This is a genomic window from Xenorhabdus sp. PR6a, from assembly GCF_028599065.1.
GTDB lineage: Bacteria > Pseudomonadota > Gammaproteobacteria > Enterobacterales > Enterobacteriaceae > Xenorhabdus > Xenorhabdus doucetiae.
Map to the genome: position 1 here is coordinate 1 of NZ_JAQRFJ010000013.1, position 15,536 is coordinate 15,536.

A 15,536-nucleotide genomic window follows, 5' to 3' on the forward strand; every position below is an offset into this window, starting at 1 on the left:
GGTTTCGGTGGTAGACAGTACATCGGCCAACTGTAATCTGCCCTGCAAGTAGAGTGAATGGCAGAGTTTTCGTTGTACTTTTCCGCTGCTGGTAGTAGGCAATTTATTGGTTTGGATAAAGACTACATCAGCGACATCAATATCGAATGCTGAATTAAGAGCTTGGATGACATTACGCCTTAATTCTCTGAAATCATGTTGCTGCTCTGCATGCTTTTGCAGTTCTATGGCGACGACAATCCGTTGCTCCAACTCAAAAGCGATTGCTTTTCCTGAACGGAAGGCGGTGGACTGCATCGTTGCTGTGTATTCAATGTCTTGCGGGTAGATATTCCGCCCACGGATAATAATCAGATCTTTCAGACGCCCCGTAATCAATAAATGACGTTCATATAGACAACCGAGATCACCCGTACGGAGGAAAGGTCCTTCACCCGTGGTGGTATAGGCCATGAAGTTTTGCTGGGTTTTTTCCGGGTTATTCCAATACCCTATGGCAATACTTGGACCTCGAACCCAAATCTCACCGACTTTATCGGAGTCACACAATTCTTTTGTGTCTGGGTTAACAATCACAACTTGGTGGCCTGGTGCAACTTCACCGCAGGCTTGCATGACAACCCCATCGGGTTTTAAGACAATGTTTCCTTCCTCCAGGCTGCTGCTGCAAAGTGTTAAACTAAATGGCGTATCTTCACTGGTGGATGAACTGATGACTAATGTTGCTTCAGCCATGCCGTAGCAGGGTATTTGGCTTTGATAAATAAACCCGTATTCTTTAACTACTTGATAAAAACGCATCAGCGTTTCATTTCTAACGGGTTCAGCACCATTACCGGCCCAACGCCAGCGAGACAGATCCAAATTAAGCCCAGAGCAATCTTGGTCAGCACAGAGGTCATACGCAAAATTAGGGGCACAGCAGAATTCTGCACCATAATCATGCATTAGTTGTAACCAGCGTAGTGGTTGCTGGATAAATGACAATGGCGACATGAAGTTATATTGTCCTCCTAACGCCATGGTCATTAAGATATGACCTACCAGTCCCATATCATGGAACTGAGGTATCCAGCCCCCGATAATTAATCCTTCATGCAAGCCAAAAGTATCATTCATCGCCCGTAAGCTATGGATTAAGTTATTGTGAGTGACCATCACGCCTTTGGGGATATCCGTAGAACCGGAAGTATATTGCAGGAAGGCCAATTGCTCTGGAGAGATTAAAGGAAGTTCGATATTCTCATCTACTGGCCGATTTTCCACATAGTGCATAATCTCTAGATTGGAGAATTCATGCGATAAAACGCTACTTAATCCCGCTGTCGTCAGTATCACACTGGCTTTTGAGTCATCCAAAATCTGATTTAATCTTTGCAGATGACGACTTCCCCGAACCACATTAGACGGAACAGCAATTGCCCCTGCTTTAAAACAGGCGATTAAACCAACAATAAACTCCAGACCAGCGGGATACATTAAAATAACTGCTTTCTCTTGTTGCCCAGCAGCAACAAGTGCGCAGGCAAGTTGGTGAGAGCGTTGATCCAGTTCCTGCCAAGTCAAAGTGGTAACCGTATCTGAATCTCCCGAAGGTAAAAAACGGTACACAATTTGATTTGGCTGCTGTGAAACATAATGTTTAAAACAACATAATAGTGTTTGTGCATGCTCTAACATCATACTTTTCGTTCTCCCGCAATAGACAACAAATACTGTGTTTCCTGCTGTAAAGCATTAGCCAGAGCGTTGATTGCTTGCCGCTCAGTAACGTGACCAAAACTGATTCGCAGTGTGCTGTCGATATAATCATGAGGAACTTGCATCGCAAGCAAGACATGTGAACGTTTGGGTGCCTGTGAGTTATTGCTGCAAGCAGAACCCAGCGAAACAGAAATACCGTGACACAAGTCCAATCGGCTTGCTAACGCCTCTGCCCTGATACCAGGGAAAGTGATACTTAATGTCCATGGTGCCTGATATTCAGGCGTTTTCTCACCGTTTACATGATAATTCACCCTCAACTTATCCAGTTGAGCAAACAGGTAAGCCCTCATTTCCTGACAGTAGTCAAAGCGTCGTGCCAGTGCTTCATGAGCTTCTGTTGCAGCGGCAGCTAATCCCGCAATTCCTAATGTGTTTTCTGTACCACTGCGTAATCCCTGCTCTTGTCCTCCGCCATGCAACAAAGGGCAAATTTTCACTTGCGGGCTGTAATACAAGCCACCTATCCCTTTAGGAGCATAAAATTTGTGCCCGGAAAAAGAGAGGGTTAACGGGATATCATCAAAGCTGTGTATGGGCCATTTTCCTACTGCTTGTATGGCATCGAAATGAAGATGGATACCTTTCCCTTTCAGCCTAGAAGCCAGTGCATCAAAAGGTTGGACAACACCCGTTTCATTGTTAATCGCCATCAGTGCAATAAAACAAGTTTGGGGTGTAATAGCATTACACAATGTATCCAGATCAATTCTGCCTGTTTTATTAGGTTCAATAATCGTGAGTTGCAAGCCCTTTTCCTGATACCAGCGCAGGGGTTCTAGAATTGAAGAGTGTTCAATTGCAGAACTGATGGCATGGTAACGAGATAACTGGCCAGCTGGGAGCTGGCCGAATACACTGTGCAAGGCGAGGTTGTTACTCTCTGTGCCGCCAGAAGTAAAAATGATCCTTTCTGGTGAACCTCCCACTAACTGAGCCACGGACTCTTTAGCCTGATGAATTAACGTAATTAAGTTATTACTCAAGCGATATCTGCTGGAAGGATTGGCAAATTGATCCAACCCCCCTTGAATTGCCATCTTTGATTTATGACTCAGTGGTGTTGTCGCATTGAAATCAAAGTACAACATCGTCATATGTGCATCCTTACTTGCTGAAAGAGAGCATGCAGCATCTCTAGGCAATGCTTTTGCGAAGGTTGTAGTCTGCCTAACATCGCGTCGATCTCTTGAGTGTCTAATTTACTAAGCTCCGTCAGTGTTCTTCCTTGAATCTGGCGGCAAAACTGATTGGCCATGGCTAAAGAAGTTGTACATCCCCAAGCCTGAAACCGGGCTTTACTGATGCGTCTTTCTTCGTCCAATGACAAATCAATATCCACTTTGTCTCCACATACAGGATTACCCAACTTAAGCTGAATATCTGGATTCGTTAGACTTCCCTGTAAATCAGGATTGCAAAAGTTATCAGTGATAATTTCATTAAACATGATTAAACCTCACTGAGTAACGGGACACGCATCCCTTTGTTCACCAACAGACATCTTACTTTCCAGATTAACGGCACAGCAGCCGAATTCTGTTGCTGAAGGTGCCCGCATAACATATTGCATACGTTGGGAGTTACGGCCTGAAGGATCATTGTCGGTACGCAGATAAATCATATCCTCAGTCAGCAACATGCCTGGTGTTGAACGTGCTATCGGATCAAAAATAACAAGCTGTCCGGTCTCACCGTCCGCAACTTCTTGGGATAAGTTTTCCGGATCGCGCACAGAGAAGTGAATATAAGGAGGGATATGTTTCTGGTTGAATTCATCCTCTATCGCCAAAAAATTCGCTTCAACAAGCCCATACATGTCACGACTCCGACTGGCAGGAATACCTAACCAAGTTTCCAGTTCCTGATTAAACTCAGTACGGGAAATCATGGCACCCGTGAAACGTTTCCACCCACCGAGTGTAATGACCATACTTCCTCTATCCAGCTCTAACTTGGTATTAGTGGCTTTCAAGAAACTGATAAAGCGATGAATAAGGAATGGGGGGCCTATCAAATGACGAGTAAATTTTCCTTCCCATTCTTTTAATTGACTGACGGCGTCTTCTGGAACAAAACGTTCCTCCTTAACCATAAAACGATTCGTATCCAGCAATCCAGACAGCCAATTAAATGCTTTTATCATTCCCATTTCAGGGATTTCCTCCGTTGAAGGACATAAACAGAGTCCTGCACCGCTGGAAAGTTTTAACATGTCGCGAAATGAGTTATAGAGACCGATGGTGGTATAGTTCATTGTTTCATCACATCGACGGGCAACACTCGGGATACCACTCGTACCTGTCGAACGCATCTCATGCTCTATGCTGGAAAGGGGTTTACTTAAAAGGCGATGGCTATTTGCAGATTTAAACGTAGAGACAGGAATAACAGGTATCTTTATCAAATCAGCATAATTTTTAATATCTCTGGGGTTTATCCCTTTGCTTTCACATTGTTCGCGGTAGTAAGCATTATTTTCAAAATGATATTTAAAGGCATCTCGAATAATATGAGTTTTGAGTTCTTGCTGTTCTTCAGTTGAAAGGCTATAGATCAAGTTACTATTTGTAATTAACCATTTTATAGCGTCACCATTTACTTCCTTTATTTTTTCATACAACTCTGTTGATTTGAACATGTAATCCATCCTAATAGTTATTATATATTTTGAAATCACTTTTCTTTCAGGCCATATGTATAAGCAATTCGTGTAAGCACTTTTTGCAAAAACAAATGTAACTTATGGGGTTTTTATTTTGCTTGAATAAACTAGCTATTTTTATTTACTCCATAAATTACTTGTATATATTCTCTGTCCAATCAATGATGACACGTAAATTTTACTTAACATTACATTCCATCTAATCCCCAACCTTAGCCAGATTATTCAATCCAATCACGTCATTAAGTTATACAGTAAAATACTGAACATCTGCGGGGATTAGCAAGCAGACTCCCTGAATATGAAACGCACTTCATATAAGGATAACTTCATGTAAATCATGTAGAAACTATGAAGTTGGAAGATGACAAGCATTGATTTCTCATTAGAGAAACGGGGTAAACCTGAATATTGGAGTCGAACATGGGAAATAATCAAGTTGAAGTAATGCCAGAGAAACCACAAGGAGGAAAAAATAATAAAAAACGGAAGATAATACTTTCTGTCATTGTATTACTTTTTTTGTTTGCTGGTGTAGCTTATTTAACTTACTGGTACATGGTATTGCGCTTCTATCAATCAACAGATAATGCTTATGTTGCAGGTAATCAAGTTCAAGTTATGTCACAAACCCACGGTAGTGTAAAAAATATTTATGTTGATAATACTGATTTTGTTCAACAAGGGGATCTTTTATTAACGTTGGACAGCACTGACGCTGAAAATGCCTTTGAGAAGAGCAAGCATGCGTTAGCTCAAGCCGTGCGTGAAACACAAGAAACCATCCTCAGTAACCCCAAACTTCTAGCCAATGTGGAACTAAAACAACTTACCTTGGACAAGTTAAAAAACGATCTGGCACGACGGGAAAGGCTAAGTAAGGTCAATGTCATTGCTGTTGAAGAGTTAGAACATGCCCGTAAGGCAGTTGATATTGCTAAAGCAGATCTCAAGGTCGCTATACAACAACATAAAATTAATCAGGCTTTGGTTATGGAAACACCTCTGGAGAAGCTGCCTAACATAGAAAAAGCTGCATCCAATTTACGCGAAGCTTGGCTGTCTCTGCAACGTACCAAGATTTACGCTCCGGTAAGTGGGTATATCTCACGTCGCAGTGTTCAAGTCGGAGCCAGAATCAGCCAAACTACACCATTAATGATAATCGTCCCTTCTGATCAGTTATGGGTCGAGGCGAATTTTAAAGAAGTACAGTTCGCTGATATGCGTCTGGGTCAATCCGTCGAATTAGTCAGTGACTTTTATGGTGATAGTATTATTTATCAAGGCCGTATTATTGGCATGGATATGGGAACTGGCAGCGCTTTTTCTATCCTTCCCGCTCAGAATGCGACCGGTAACTGGATTAAAGTGGTGCAGCGCCTCCCTGTACGCATTGAATTAAAACCGGAACAAGTTGCCCTCAATCCGTTACGAATTGGTTTATCTATGCATGCAACAGTTGATACCAGAGATACAGAAGGTACAACTCTGGCGACCAAAGCTCCACAACGGATTATTTATCAAACTGACGTTCTCTCATTCAATAGTAATGAGATAGATGAAATCATTGAGCAGATCATAAAACGCAATACAAGTCATGAAAATTAAGGATCACACAGCTATGGAACCTTTATCAGTCGGCCAGCGCTGGTGGTTAATCCTGGCTCTGGCGGTAATCGCTTTTCTGCAAATATTGGATTTGACGATTGCTAACGTGGCATTGTCAACCATTGCAGGTGATCTTGGATCATCCGTGTCACAAGGCACTTGGGTTATAACATCATTCGGTGTTGCTAATGCGATTTCTATCCCTTTGACGGGTTGGCTGGCAAAACGCATAGGGGAAGTACGGCTGTTTGTGATTTCTACCCTACTTTTTATTATTTCTTCCTGGCTATGTGGTATCTCCAATAGCCTTGAAATGCTCATTATTACCAGAATCATGCAGGGTGCTGTTGCTGGCCCCATCATCCCGTTATCACAAAGTCTGCTGTTGGCAAATTTTCCTAAATCCCAGCACAGTATGGCGTTGGCTATTTGGTCGATGACTGTCATTATTGCCCCTGTTTGTGGCCCAATTCTGGGAGGATGGATTAGCGATAACTTCCACTGGGGATGGATCTTCTTGATCAACGTTCCTATCGGTTTGGTCGCCATTTTTATCACTTATTTACTGTTAAATAAACGCGAAACAAAAACTGAGATTATCCCAGTTGATAAAGTGGGCTTAGTTCTGCTGGTTGTCGGTATTGGTTGCTTACAACTTATGTTGGACAGAGGGAAGGAACTCGATTGGTTTAATTCCAATGAGATCATCGTACTGGCTATCATTGCAACGATAGGTATTGTCCTGTTTGTCATTTGGGAAATGACTGATGATAACCCAATTGTTGATTTATCTCTGTTCAAATCACGTAATTTTACAGTGGGTACGATTTGTATTAGTTTGGCATTTTTATTGCACATTGGTGTCCTAGTCTTACAACCTCAGTTATTACAGACAGTTTTTGGCTATACCGCTACCTGGGCTGGGCTAGCATTAGCTCCTCTTGGCATTCTTCCTATTATTCTGGCTCCAGTTATCGGCCGATTTGGCGCTAAAATTGATATGCGCTATTTAGTGACCATCAGCTTTATTGTCTTCTCTTTCTGCTTCTTTTGGCGGGCATATACTTTTGAGTCTGGAATGGATTTTTCCAGCGCATCATGGCCACAGTTTGTACAAGGGATAGCGATTGCCTGTTTCATCATGCCACTCAATGTGATTATTTTATCTGATATCCCCCAGGAAAAGGTCGCTTCAGCGGGGAGTTTGTTTAATTTCTTTCGAACCTTGGCCATATCGATAGGTACATCGTTAACCAATACATTATGGTCTCAACGTGAAGCAGTCCATCATTCACAACTGACTGAAAATATTACACAAAATAACATCCTTGTTGATTTGGCTTATCAGGATATCAAGCTACTGGGATTATCTGATCTACAGGCAACTGTTTTTCTGGCGAAGAAAATTACCGACCAGAGTTTAATTCTGGCAGCCAATGAAATTTTCTGGCTCTTTGGTTTTATTTTTCTATCACTCATTTTGATTCTTTGGTTAGCCAGATCGAGTTTATCATCTACATAACCTGAGAATTGACCTCTTTTTCATGAGGAAACTGCTCTTGGGTAAAATACCATGTATGTTCTGTTTATTCGTGTTATAGAGGCATTGAGACGCTTCACAGTTGAACTGTAAATTTTGCTGAATGATATGCTTAAGATCGGAAGGACGTATTCCATAGGCCATTTTACATGTCCGGCTAAAATGAGCAGTATCAGAAAAGCCACAGTTATTAGCGATCAACGTTAAGGAGTCAGTCATATGAATTTCCCCAATAGCATCACTTAAGCGTAACCATAACAAGTAAGCACGAAAATTAATCCCCAATTGATCACGGAAAAGATGTAAGAAACGGCTTTCAGAAAGGTAAATTTTATCGGCAACTTGACGGGATGAAATTCGCTTTACTGATAGCGATTCGATAAACGAAACTGCTTTCAAAATACGTTTATCAAACTGACAGTGGCATGGCAGGTATGGTCTAAGCAACAAGTAAACAGTGAAGGTATCCGGTTTTTCACCACAAAGAAACGACTTAACCAGATAATCTGTTATTGCCACAATGTCAGCATGCTCCAACAAAATTACAGCCAGCCCTTCTGTGAGATGGCTAAATAAATGATAGTGTTCATCAATCGGTTCAATGAGCAATGTAATGCTACAGGTATTAGATGAATCCAACTTATGCACTACATTTGAGCGAATCAGAAAACCATGAGTAGAGTGAGCTTCATTCTGTACTGATAAGGTTAACAACTCATGGCTGTGTAAAGATAAGCTGAGTTGAATACAGGGATGTTGATGCCACTCAGTTGATATATTGTAAAGAAAGTTTAATTCACTAGTAGCATGTTTGTATTGCTGGATAAACTTAGGGGTAGTCGGAACATTTGATAGCATAGTTTCAATCCTTATCAACTAAGCAGTAAGTGAATGTAGTCTACCTTAACTTGCAATCGTACCTACATTAATCTCTTAGCTGATACATAGTCAATAAACAACAGTATGAAGATCCAACAATTCTACATCAAATAGAATTAATTTTTGTTTACAATGTGCAATATTATTATGCTAATTATTTAGCAATGAAAACAAATAAAAGTTTCATGCTTTAACCTTGGTAAACCATTTATGTTAGAACAAATTTATTCACTATATTAATATTAATGCAACTCCCATTATTATCTGGAACTAAATTTTATTTCTTTCATTAAAATTGAAAAACAAAAAATAGCTACTTATTATTTGATTTGTACCTCTATCATTATTAATAACATAAGGATACGAATATGTCTAAAGAGTTATTTACCACAACTGTAGAGTCCGTAGGGCCTCTGAAAATGAAATGTTCCTCACGAAATTTTTCCTTCTATCTAGACGAACCAGAGCACTTGGGAGGGAAAAATGAAGCAATGACGCCTGTAGAAGCCCTACTGTCTGCTTTCGGTGCTTGTCAAAGTATGGTGGCAAAATTCTTTGCCAGTGCACATAAAATTAATCTGATTGATATTAAAATAGAACTAGAAGGTGAATTAGATCTTGATGGTATAAAAGGCATAAATAAAAATGCCAAAATTGGTTTTTCCAAAATTACATCCAAATTCTATATCAAAGCAGATAATACTGAACAAGAAATCCGAGACTTTATTGATTTTGTTGAAAGAAACTGCCCAATCCGTGACACTATAGTTAATACACCAGAAATTGTGACTGAGGTTTATTCGGATAAATAAACATTTTTCATTACCCATAACTTGTCATGTTATGGGTAATATTTGGCCTGAATTACTATCTAATAGCAGAAGTAAAACCCGTTAATACCTCAACAAACTCATCGGGATGGGAAATAAAAGGCGCGTGGGCAGCGTTGCGCATCATAACGGAATGTGACTGTGGCCATGCCCTGTCAAGCTGCGAAGCGATCTTACGCGGCACCAAACCATCAAGATGACCATAAAGGCGCAGGAAAGGTAATGGAAGCTGGGACAATTCCGCCCTTAAATCCTCCGTGCGCAGGGTTTCCAAACCGGCATTAAGCACATCGACGGTCGGCATCGGCTGGTTGAGGATGACTGATTTCAGTACACGGGCATCCTGGCGTGCGCTGTCTGTTCCCAAGGTCTGCAAAGCCAGAAAACGTTCGACCGTCTTCTGAAAATCGGCACTCAATTGATGTTCAAATGCTGCCAAAACCTCCGGCTTAATCCCCGGCCAATCACCATCGGCACTAAATTTCGGTGAAGAAGCCACGGTGACCAAACCCGCGACGTGTGCCGAGTGATCCAACGCAATCCGGCTGGCGACCAATCCTCCCAAAGACCAGCCGAGCCACAAGGCATTTTCCGGTGCCTGCTGCCATACAATATCAGCCATGTCCGCCAATGACATGGCCGGATACGGTTGGCTGCGTCCATAGCCCGGTAAGTCCACCAGATGCAAACGAAAATGCGAAGCCAATCGCGTTTCCACTGAACGCCAAACCTCGGCGTTTAACCCCCATCCGTGCAGCATCACAAGATCACGCGGTGCTTCACCAATTGTCTGCCAAAACAACTGATCCATTGTTATTCTCTCTTTTATTTATGTGTCACCAAGGAAGGGAACTATGCTAACAATGGTTGGCTACTGTTGGCTATGCCATCAAAATTTGTATTTTGCCCATCACGGAATCTGCCACATCTGCCTCCGTCACTTAAAGCGGCTGCAACAGGTCTGTCCGCGCTGTGCACTGCCCTCTGAATCCGGCAACCTTCCCTGTGGCCGCTGCGTGAAAAATCCCCCGCCGTGGCAATATTTGATCGCCATTACGGATTACACCCCACCATTAAGTCAGCTTATCCGACGGTATAAATATCACAGTACCCCACAACTTGCGCCAGTGCTGGCGCGCATGTTCCTGCTGCATTGGTTGAAAGGCTATCGTGAAGGCCGCTGGCCTAAGCCGGACAGCATACTAGGCATTCCCCTGCACCGCAGAAAACGCTGGCAACGCGGGTTCGATCAGATTGAGCTGATTACCCGTCCCCTGTCACGTTGGCTGCAATGCCCGTATCAATCCGGTTTTTTGCGCCGTTCACGTGCTACACTCACGCAACGCGGGTTATCCGCCGCCCAAAGGAGAACTAATCTTAAGCAAGCCTTTCAGTTGCAGGGCGATTTTACCGATCAACATGTCGCGATTTTCGATGATGTGATCACCACAGGCACAACGCTGCATGAGGCCTCACAGTTGTTGATTCGTGCTGGCGCCCGCTCTGTACAGGCCTGGGCAATATGCCGAACCTTGTAGTTCCTTTATAAATGGGCGTATTATAACCAACTAGAACAGTCAACTATTGAGCAAATGCCATGATTAATATTACTGAAGCAGCGCAAGCACATTTTGCCAAGCTACTGGCAAATCAAGAACCGGGCACCCAGATCCGCGTTTTTGTCATTAATCCGGGAACCCCGACCGCTGAATGCGGCGTTTCCTATTGCCCACCGGATGCTGTTGAAGCCACTGACACCGAATTGAAGTTCGATCAACTCTCTGCCTATGTTGATGAAATGAGTGCCCCTTTTCTGGAAGAAGCCGTTATTGATTTTGTCACCGATCAACTGGGTTCTCAACTGACCCTTAAAGCCCCGAACGCCAAGATGCGTAAAGTGGAGGATGATGCACCACTGATTGATCGTGTTGAATATGTCCTGCAATCGCAGATCAATCCACAGTTGGCCGGGCATGGTGGCCGTGTCAGCTTGATGGAAATCACCGATAATGGTTATGCTATTTTGCAATTCGGAGGCGGATGCAACGGCTGTTCAATGGTCGATGTCACGCTGAAAGAAGGAATTGAAAAGCAGTTATTACAGCTATTCCCTGAATTAAAAGGCGTGAAAGATCTGACTGAACACCAGCGCGGTGAGCATTCATATTACTGATTTTTATTCTTGTTTTAACAATTGTTTAATCGTAATAATTTTTTAACCTTTTTTCTGTTTCCAACATTTTCTATCTGTATTTCTACGCCTTCCCAATGCTGATATTGGGAAGGCAGTCAGGTATGACCTGACTGCGATTAAGAAATGAATAGATTGAAAATGAAAATTTGAGAAACGACGTTGAGTATTTATGGATCATTTTCAAACAATAACGCCTGAACAAGCTTACCAACATTGGCTCGATAAAACCGCAGTCATGGTTGATATCCGCGACCCACAAAGTTTCCATGCCGGGCACGTAACCGGGGCGTTTCATCTCACCAATGAAACGCTCAATGGTTTTCTACAGGGGGCAGATTTTGACCAACCCGTTATGGTGATGTGCTACCACGGGCATAGCAGTCAGGGAGCGGCACAATACCTGATCAATATGGGTTTTGAGACGGTTTACAGTGTCAATGGCGGTTTTGACGTCTGGCAAAGGGACTATCCTCACGCTGTCCATGCTCAATGAATATTTAATATACTGAATTTAACCCTGTGCAATTCATTTCAACTTAAGGCAGAGATAAGACGAGTCATGATCCATATAACCTCAGTATCTAACCCTCGACTGGCTCAGGCCTTTATTGATTATATGGCGACGCAGGGCATTCATTTGACCATGCGCCCCACCAATGAACCTCCCTTAGTTGAACTCTGGTTAGAAGATGCCAGCCAACTCAGTCTGGTCGAACTGGAACTTCGCTACTTTGCCCATGACCCGCTCAATAAACGCTATCAGGCTGCCAGTTGGCAAACGGGTAAATCTGTCAGTCCCTTCAACTATCGCAACAACCTTAACTTAAGTACGCTCAAAAACCAGTCTGGTCCGCTGACGATTGCCACAACCCTGCTGTGTATCCTCGTTTATCTGTGGATAGCGATGACGGATGCACTAGATGTCATGAAATGGCTGGCGTGGCCGGCTCACAGCGATCAGTATCTGGAGTTATGGCGCTACTTAAGCCCTGCCCTGCTGCATTTCTCCCTGACCCATCTCCTGTTTAATCTTGCATTGTGGTGGTATTTCGGCAGTCAGGTTGAGCGGAAGATTGGCGGAGGCAAACTGTTTGAAATCACGATAGTCTCCGCCATTTTCAGCGGTTGGGCGCAATCCTTGTTCAGTGGCTCTCATTTCGGCGGGCTGTCCGGTGTCGTCTACGCCCTGATCGGGTATGTTTGGCTAACCGGTGAAATATCACCCAAACGCGGGATCAGCGCGCCCAGAGGATTAATCGCTATCTCTGTCATTTGGTTATTGGTGGGTCATTTCAATCTATTTTCATTAAAGATCGCCAATGCTGCCCACGTTTCAGGATTAATTCTCGGGTTATTAATGGGGTTATGGGATAATTTGCGTAAACAAAAAAGCAATAAATACCAATAGATTTCAAGTTTCGGCATCGGCTTGAAATAGAAAGGGATAATTTTGGTCAACGATAATCCATCTATGCAAATATTAGGGGAATTTTGTGAAGCAAACTCAGCGACATGATGCAATAATCGAGCTAGTGCGCCTTCAAGGTTATGTCAGCACGGAGGAGTTGGTTGAACATTTTGATGTTAGCCCGCAAACTATCCGACGTGACTTAAATGATCTCGCCGATAAGAATAAAATCCAGCGTCATCACGGCGGTGCCACGTTGCCCTCCAGCTCCGTCAACACCGCTTACCATGACCGTAAAATCATGTGGTCGGATGAAAAAGCCCGCATTGCACAACAAGTTGCCAGCCAGATTCCAAACGGCGCAACCCTATTTATCGATATTGGAACCACGCCAGAGGCCGTGGCACATGCCCTGCTCAACCATAGCGATTTACGGATTGTCACCAACAATCTCAATGTCGCCACGCTGTTTATGGGCAAAGAAGACTTCCGTCTGATTTTAGCTGGTGGTGAAGTACGTTCCCGCGATGGCGGTATCATTGGTGAGGCTACACTGGATTTCATTTCCCAGTTCCGCCTTGATTTTGGCATCCTTGGGATCAGCGGCATCGATAATGATGGCTCACTGCTGGAATTCGATTACCACGAAGTGCGTACCAAACGCGCCATTATCGAAAACTCCCGCTGTGTCATGTTGGTTGCCGACCATTCAAAATTCGGCCGCAGTGCCATGGTTAATCTCGGTAACATGAACCTGATTGATTTTTTATTCACCGATAAAGCACCACCTGCCGGCATCCAGAAAATTATCGAGCAGCACAGCGTTAAGCTGGAGTTGTGCTAAACGCTTTTAACGTAATCGTTACGTATCATGCCCCATCGAAGATTCAGTTGGGGCTCTTTCTCATCAATATTCCCGCTCAAATTTGTATCCTACAAAATCCTTATTAATCTTATAGATAAAATAATATTTTGTTACCTATATCACATGAAGATGTTTTTTCTGCGTTAATAGTTGGCGATTGATGAATTTTTGATTACAATCCTTGAGCGAAAACGAACATTAAAGAACTATTTCGAACATTTCAGAGGGTGCGATGGAAACCAAAGACTTGATTATCATCGGCGGCGGCATTAACGGCGCTGGTATTGCAGCAGATGCTGCTGGACGGGGACTTTCTGTCCTTTTGTTGGAAGGTCAAGATTTGGCCAGCGCAACTTCGTCTGCCAGCTCCAAGCTGATCCACGGTGGCTTACGCTATCTGGAACATTATGAATTTCGTTTGGTCAGTGAAGCACTGGCAGAGCGTGAAGTGCTTTTGAAACTGGCTCCCCATATTGCATTCCCGATGCGTTTTCGTCTGCCACATCAACCTCACCTGCGCCCAGCCTGGATGATCCGCATTGGCCTGTTCCTGTACGATAACTTAGGCAAACGCGTCAGCTTGCCAGGCAGTAAGGGGCTGAAATTTGGTGCCAACTCAGTATTGAACCCTTCTATCACCCGTGGTTTTGAATACTCCGACTGTTGGGTTGACGATGCGCGTCTGGTTGTTCTGAATGCACAGGAAGTGCAAAAACACGGCGGCGAAGTCCGAACCCGCACCCAAGTCACCCGCGCATGGCGTGAAAATGGTCACTGGATGGTTGAAGCCAGAGACCTTAAGACCGGTGAAACCCACACCTGGCGCGCCAAAGGTTTAGTCAATGCAACGGGTCCGTGGGTGAAAAATTTCTTTGATAACGGCCTGCAACTAAAATCACCTTACGGCATCCGTCTGATCAAAGGCAGCCATATTGTTGTGCCGCGTGTTCACGATGAACCGCAGGCGTATATTCTGCAAAATGAAGATCATCGCATTGTGTTTGTGATCCCATGGAATGACGAATTTTCCATCATCGGCACGACGGATGTTGAATATGAAGGCGATCCAAAAGAAGTCCGAATCGACGATAACGAGATAGGCTATTTACTGAAAGTCTATAACGACCACTTCAAGAAACAACTTACCCGCAATGATGTTGTCTGGACTTACTCTGGTGTCCGTCCTCTGTGTGATGATGAATCTGATTCACCACAAGCGATCACCCGTGACTACACACTGGATGTGCAGGATGAACAAGGTCAGACACCATTGCTGTCTGTATTTGGCGGTAAGCTAACGACTTATCGTAAATTGGCTGAACACGCCATGGATAAACTGACCCAGTACTACCCCAATGCGGGCAAGGCATGGACTAAAAATGGCAAATTACCGGGTGGTGAGCTGGAAGGCTGTGATCGCGATGGTTATGCGCGTCTGCTGCGTCAGTATCACAACTGGTTGCCAGAAGGTACGGCACGGCGTTACGCCCGTACTTACGGCAGCAATAGCCAAATCATCCTGAAAAACGCCGAAGCATTGACCGATCTCGGCGAATGCTTCGGCCACGGCTTGTATGAAGCTGAACTACGTTATTTGGTTGAGCACGAATGGGTGACGCAGTTAGATGATGCTATCTGGCGCCGTACCAAACTGGGCATGTGGCTCACCGATGAACAGAAACAGCGTGTAACGGACTGGCTGGCACAAAACGTCAAGGCCGCTTAATCGTAAAATTCATTTCGTGAAAAACGGCGATAGAAATTATCGTCGTTTTCCATT

General features: G+C 43.7%; 15 protein-coding genes. 9 read left to right on the forward strand and 6 right to left on the reverse strand.

The genetic code is table 11. The annotated features are described in order from the left end of the window. From PSI15_RS05395 to PSI15_RS05410, 4 genes are all read right to left on the reverse strand, one after another. The coding region (locus PSI15_RS05395; RefSeq protein WP_273582630.1) for a fatty acyl-AMP ligase at positions 1-1,683 on the reverse strand (1,683 nt) is incomplete at its 3' end. Next, the gene (locus PSI15_RS05400) at positions 1,680-2,861 is read right to left on the reverse strand and encodes a cysteine desulfurase family protein (protein ID WP_273582631.1); all 1,182 of its coding nucleotides are present in this window, start codon (positions 2,859-2,861) and stop codon (positions 1,680-1,682) included. The genes PSI15_RS05395 and PSI15_RS05400, both read right to left, overlap by 4 nt. After that, positions 2,858-3,214: an iron-sulfur cluster assembly scaffold protein gene (locus PSI15_RS05405; RefSeq protein ID WP_273582632.1), complete on the reverse strand. Its 357-nt coding sequence runs from the start codon at positions 3,212-3,214 to the stop codon at positions 2,858-2,860. Before PSI15_RS05405 ends, PSI15_RS05400 begins: the two co-directional genes overlap by 4 nt. 9 nt (positions 3,215-3,223) lie before the next feature. Next, complete coding sequence (locus tag PSI15_RS05410; protein ID WP_273582633.1) at positions 3,224-4,405, reverse strand: LuxE/PaaK family acyltransferase; 1,182 nt, start codon at positions 4,403-4,405, stop codon at positions 3,224-3,226. Between the two features lie 447 nt (positions 4,406-4,852). Between PSI15_RS05410 and emrA the strand changes: the two genes are divergently transcribed. After that, positions 4,853-6,040 (forward strand): multidrug efflux MFS transporter periplasmic adaptor subunit EmrA, encoded by a 1,188-nt coding sequence (gene emrA, locus PSI15_RS05415; protein WP_273582634.1) that lies wholly within the window; start codon positions 4,853-4,855, stop codon positions 6,038-6,040. After that, positions 6,030-7,562 carry a DHA2 family efflux MFS transporter permease subunit gene (locus tag PSI15_RS05420; protein ID WP_443256070.1) on the forward strand — a complete coding sequence of 511 codons (1,533 nt, stop codon included), beginning with the start codon at positions 6,030-6,032 and terminating at the stop codon, positions 7,560-7,562. Before emrA ends, PSI15_RS05420 begins: the two co-directional genes overlap by 11 nt. On the opposite strand, the gene PSI15_RS05425 is transcribed toward PSI15_RS05420, so the two are convergent. Beyond that, positions 7,551-8,438 (reverse strand): helix-turn-helix transcriptional regulator, encoded by an 888-nt coding sequence (locus PSI15_RS05425; RefSeq protein ID WP_273582636.1) that lies wholly within the window; start codon positions 8,436-8,438, stop codon positions 7,551-7,553. The two genes, PSI15_RS05420 and PSI15_RS05425, sit on opposite strands and share 12 nt — an antisense overlap. Before the next feature lie 389 nt (positions 8,439-8,827). Here PSI15_RS05425 and PSI15_RS05430 point away from each other — a divergent pair, with 389 nt between their 5' ends. Further along, a complete protein-coding gene (locus tag PSI15_RS05430; protein WP_273582637.1) occupies positions 8,828-9,271 on the forward strand; it encodes an OsmC family protein in 444 nt (147 codons plus the stop codon). Positions 9,272-9,326: 55 nt separating this feature from the next. Here the strand turns inward: PSI15_RS05430 and bioH are convergent, their stop codons facing one another. After that, on the reverse strand, positions 9,327-10,100 hold the full coding sequence (gene bioH, locus PSI15_RS05435) for a pimeloyl-ACP methyl ester esterase BioH (protein ID WP_273582638.1): 774 nt from the start codon (positions 10,098-10,100) through the stop codon (positions 9,327-9,329). A 43-nt stretch (positions 10,101-10,143) separates the two neighbouring features. Between bioH and gntX the strand changes: the two genes are divergently transcribed. From gntX to glpD, 6 genes are all read left to right on the forward strand, one after another. Beyond that, positions 10,144-10,827: a DNA utilization protein GntX gene (gene gntX / locus PSI15_RS05440; RefSeq protein WP_273582639.1), complete on the forward strand. Its 684-nt coding sequence runs from the start codon at positions 10,144-10,146 to the stop codon at positions 10,825-10,827. Between the two features lie 59 nt (positions 10,828-10,886). Next, on the forward strand, positions 10,887-11,462 hold the full coding sequence (gene nfuA / locus PSI15_RS05445) for a Fe-S biogenesis protein NfuA (protein ID WP_273582640.1): 576 nt from the start codon (positions 10,887-10,889) through the stop codon (positions 11,460-11,462). Positions 11,463-11,652: 190 nt separating this feature from the next. Beyond that, entirely contained in the window at positions 11,653-11,976 is a 324-nt protein-coding gene (gene glpE / locus PSI15_RS05450) for a thiosulfate sulfurtransferase GlpE (protein WP_273582641.1), read from the forward strand. 66 nt (positions 11,977-12,042) lie between these two features. Further along, complete coding sequence (gene glpG / locus PSI15_RS05455) at positions 12,043-12,891, forward strand: rhomboid family intramembrane serine protease GlpG (RefSeq protein ID WP_273582642.1); 849 nt, start codon at positions 12,043-12,045, stop codon at positions 12,889-12,891. Between the two features lie 85 nt (positions 12,892-12,976). Beyond that, positions 12,977-13,735 (forward strand): DeoR/GlpR family transcriptional regulator, encoded by a 759-nt coding sequence (locus PSI15_RS05460; RefSeq protein WP_273582643.1) that lies wholly within the window; start codon positions 12,977-12,979, stop codon positions 13,733-13,735. A 253-nt stretch (positions 13,736-13,988) separates the two neighbouring features. After that, positions 13,989-15,482, forward strand: coding sequence for a glycerol-3-phosphate dehydrogenase (gene glpD, locus PSI15_RS05465; protein WP_273582644.1), 1,494 nt, complete (start codon positions 13,989-13,991; stop codon positions 15,480-15,482). Positions 15,483-15,536 lie beyond the last annotated feature (54 nt).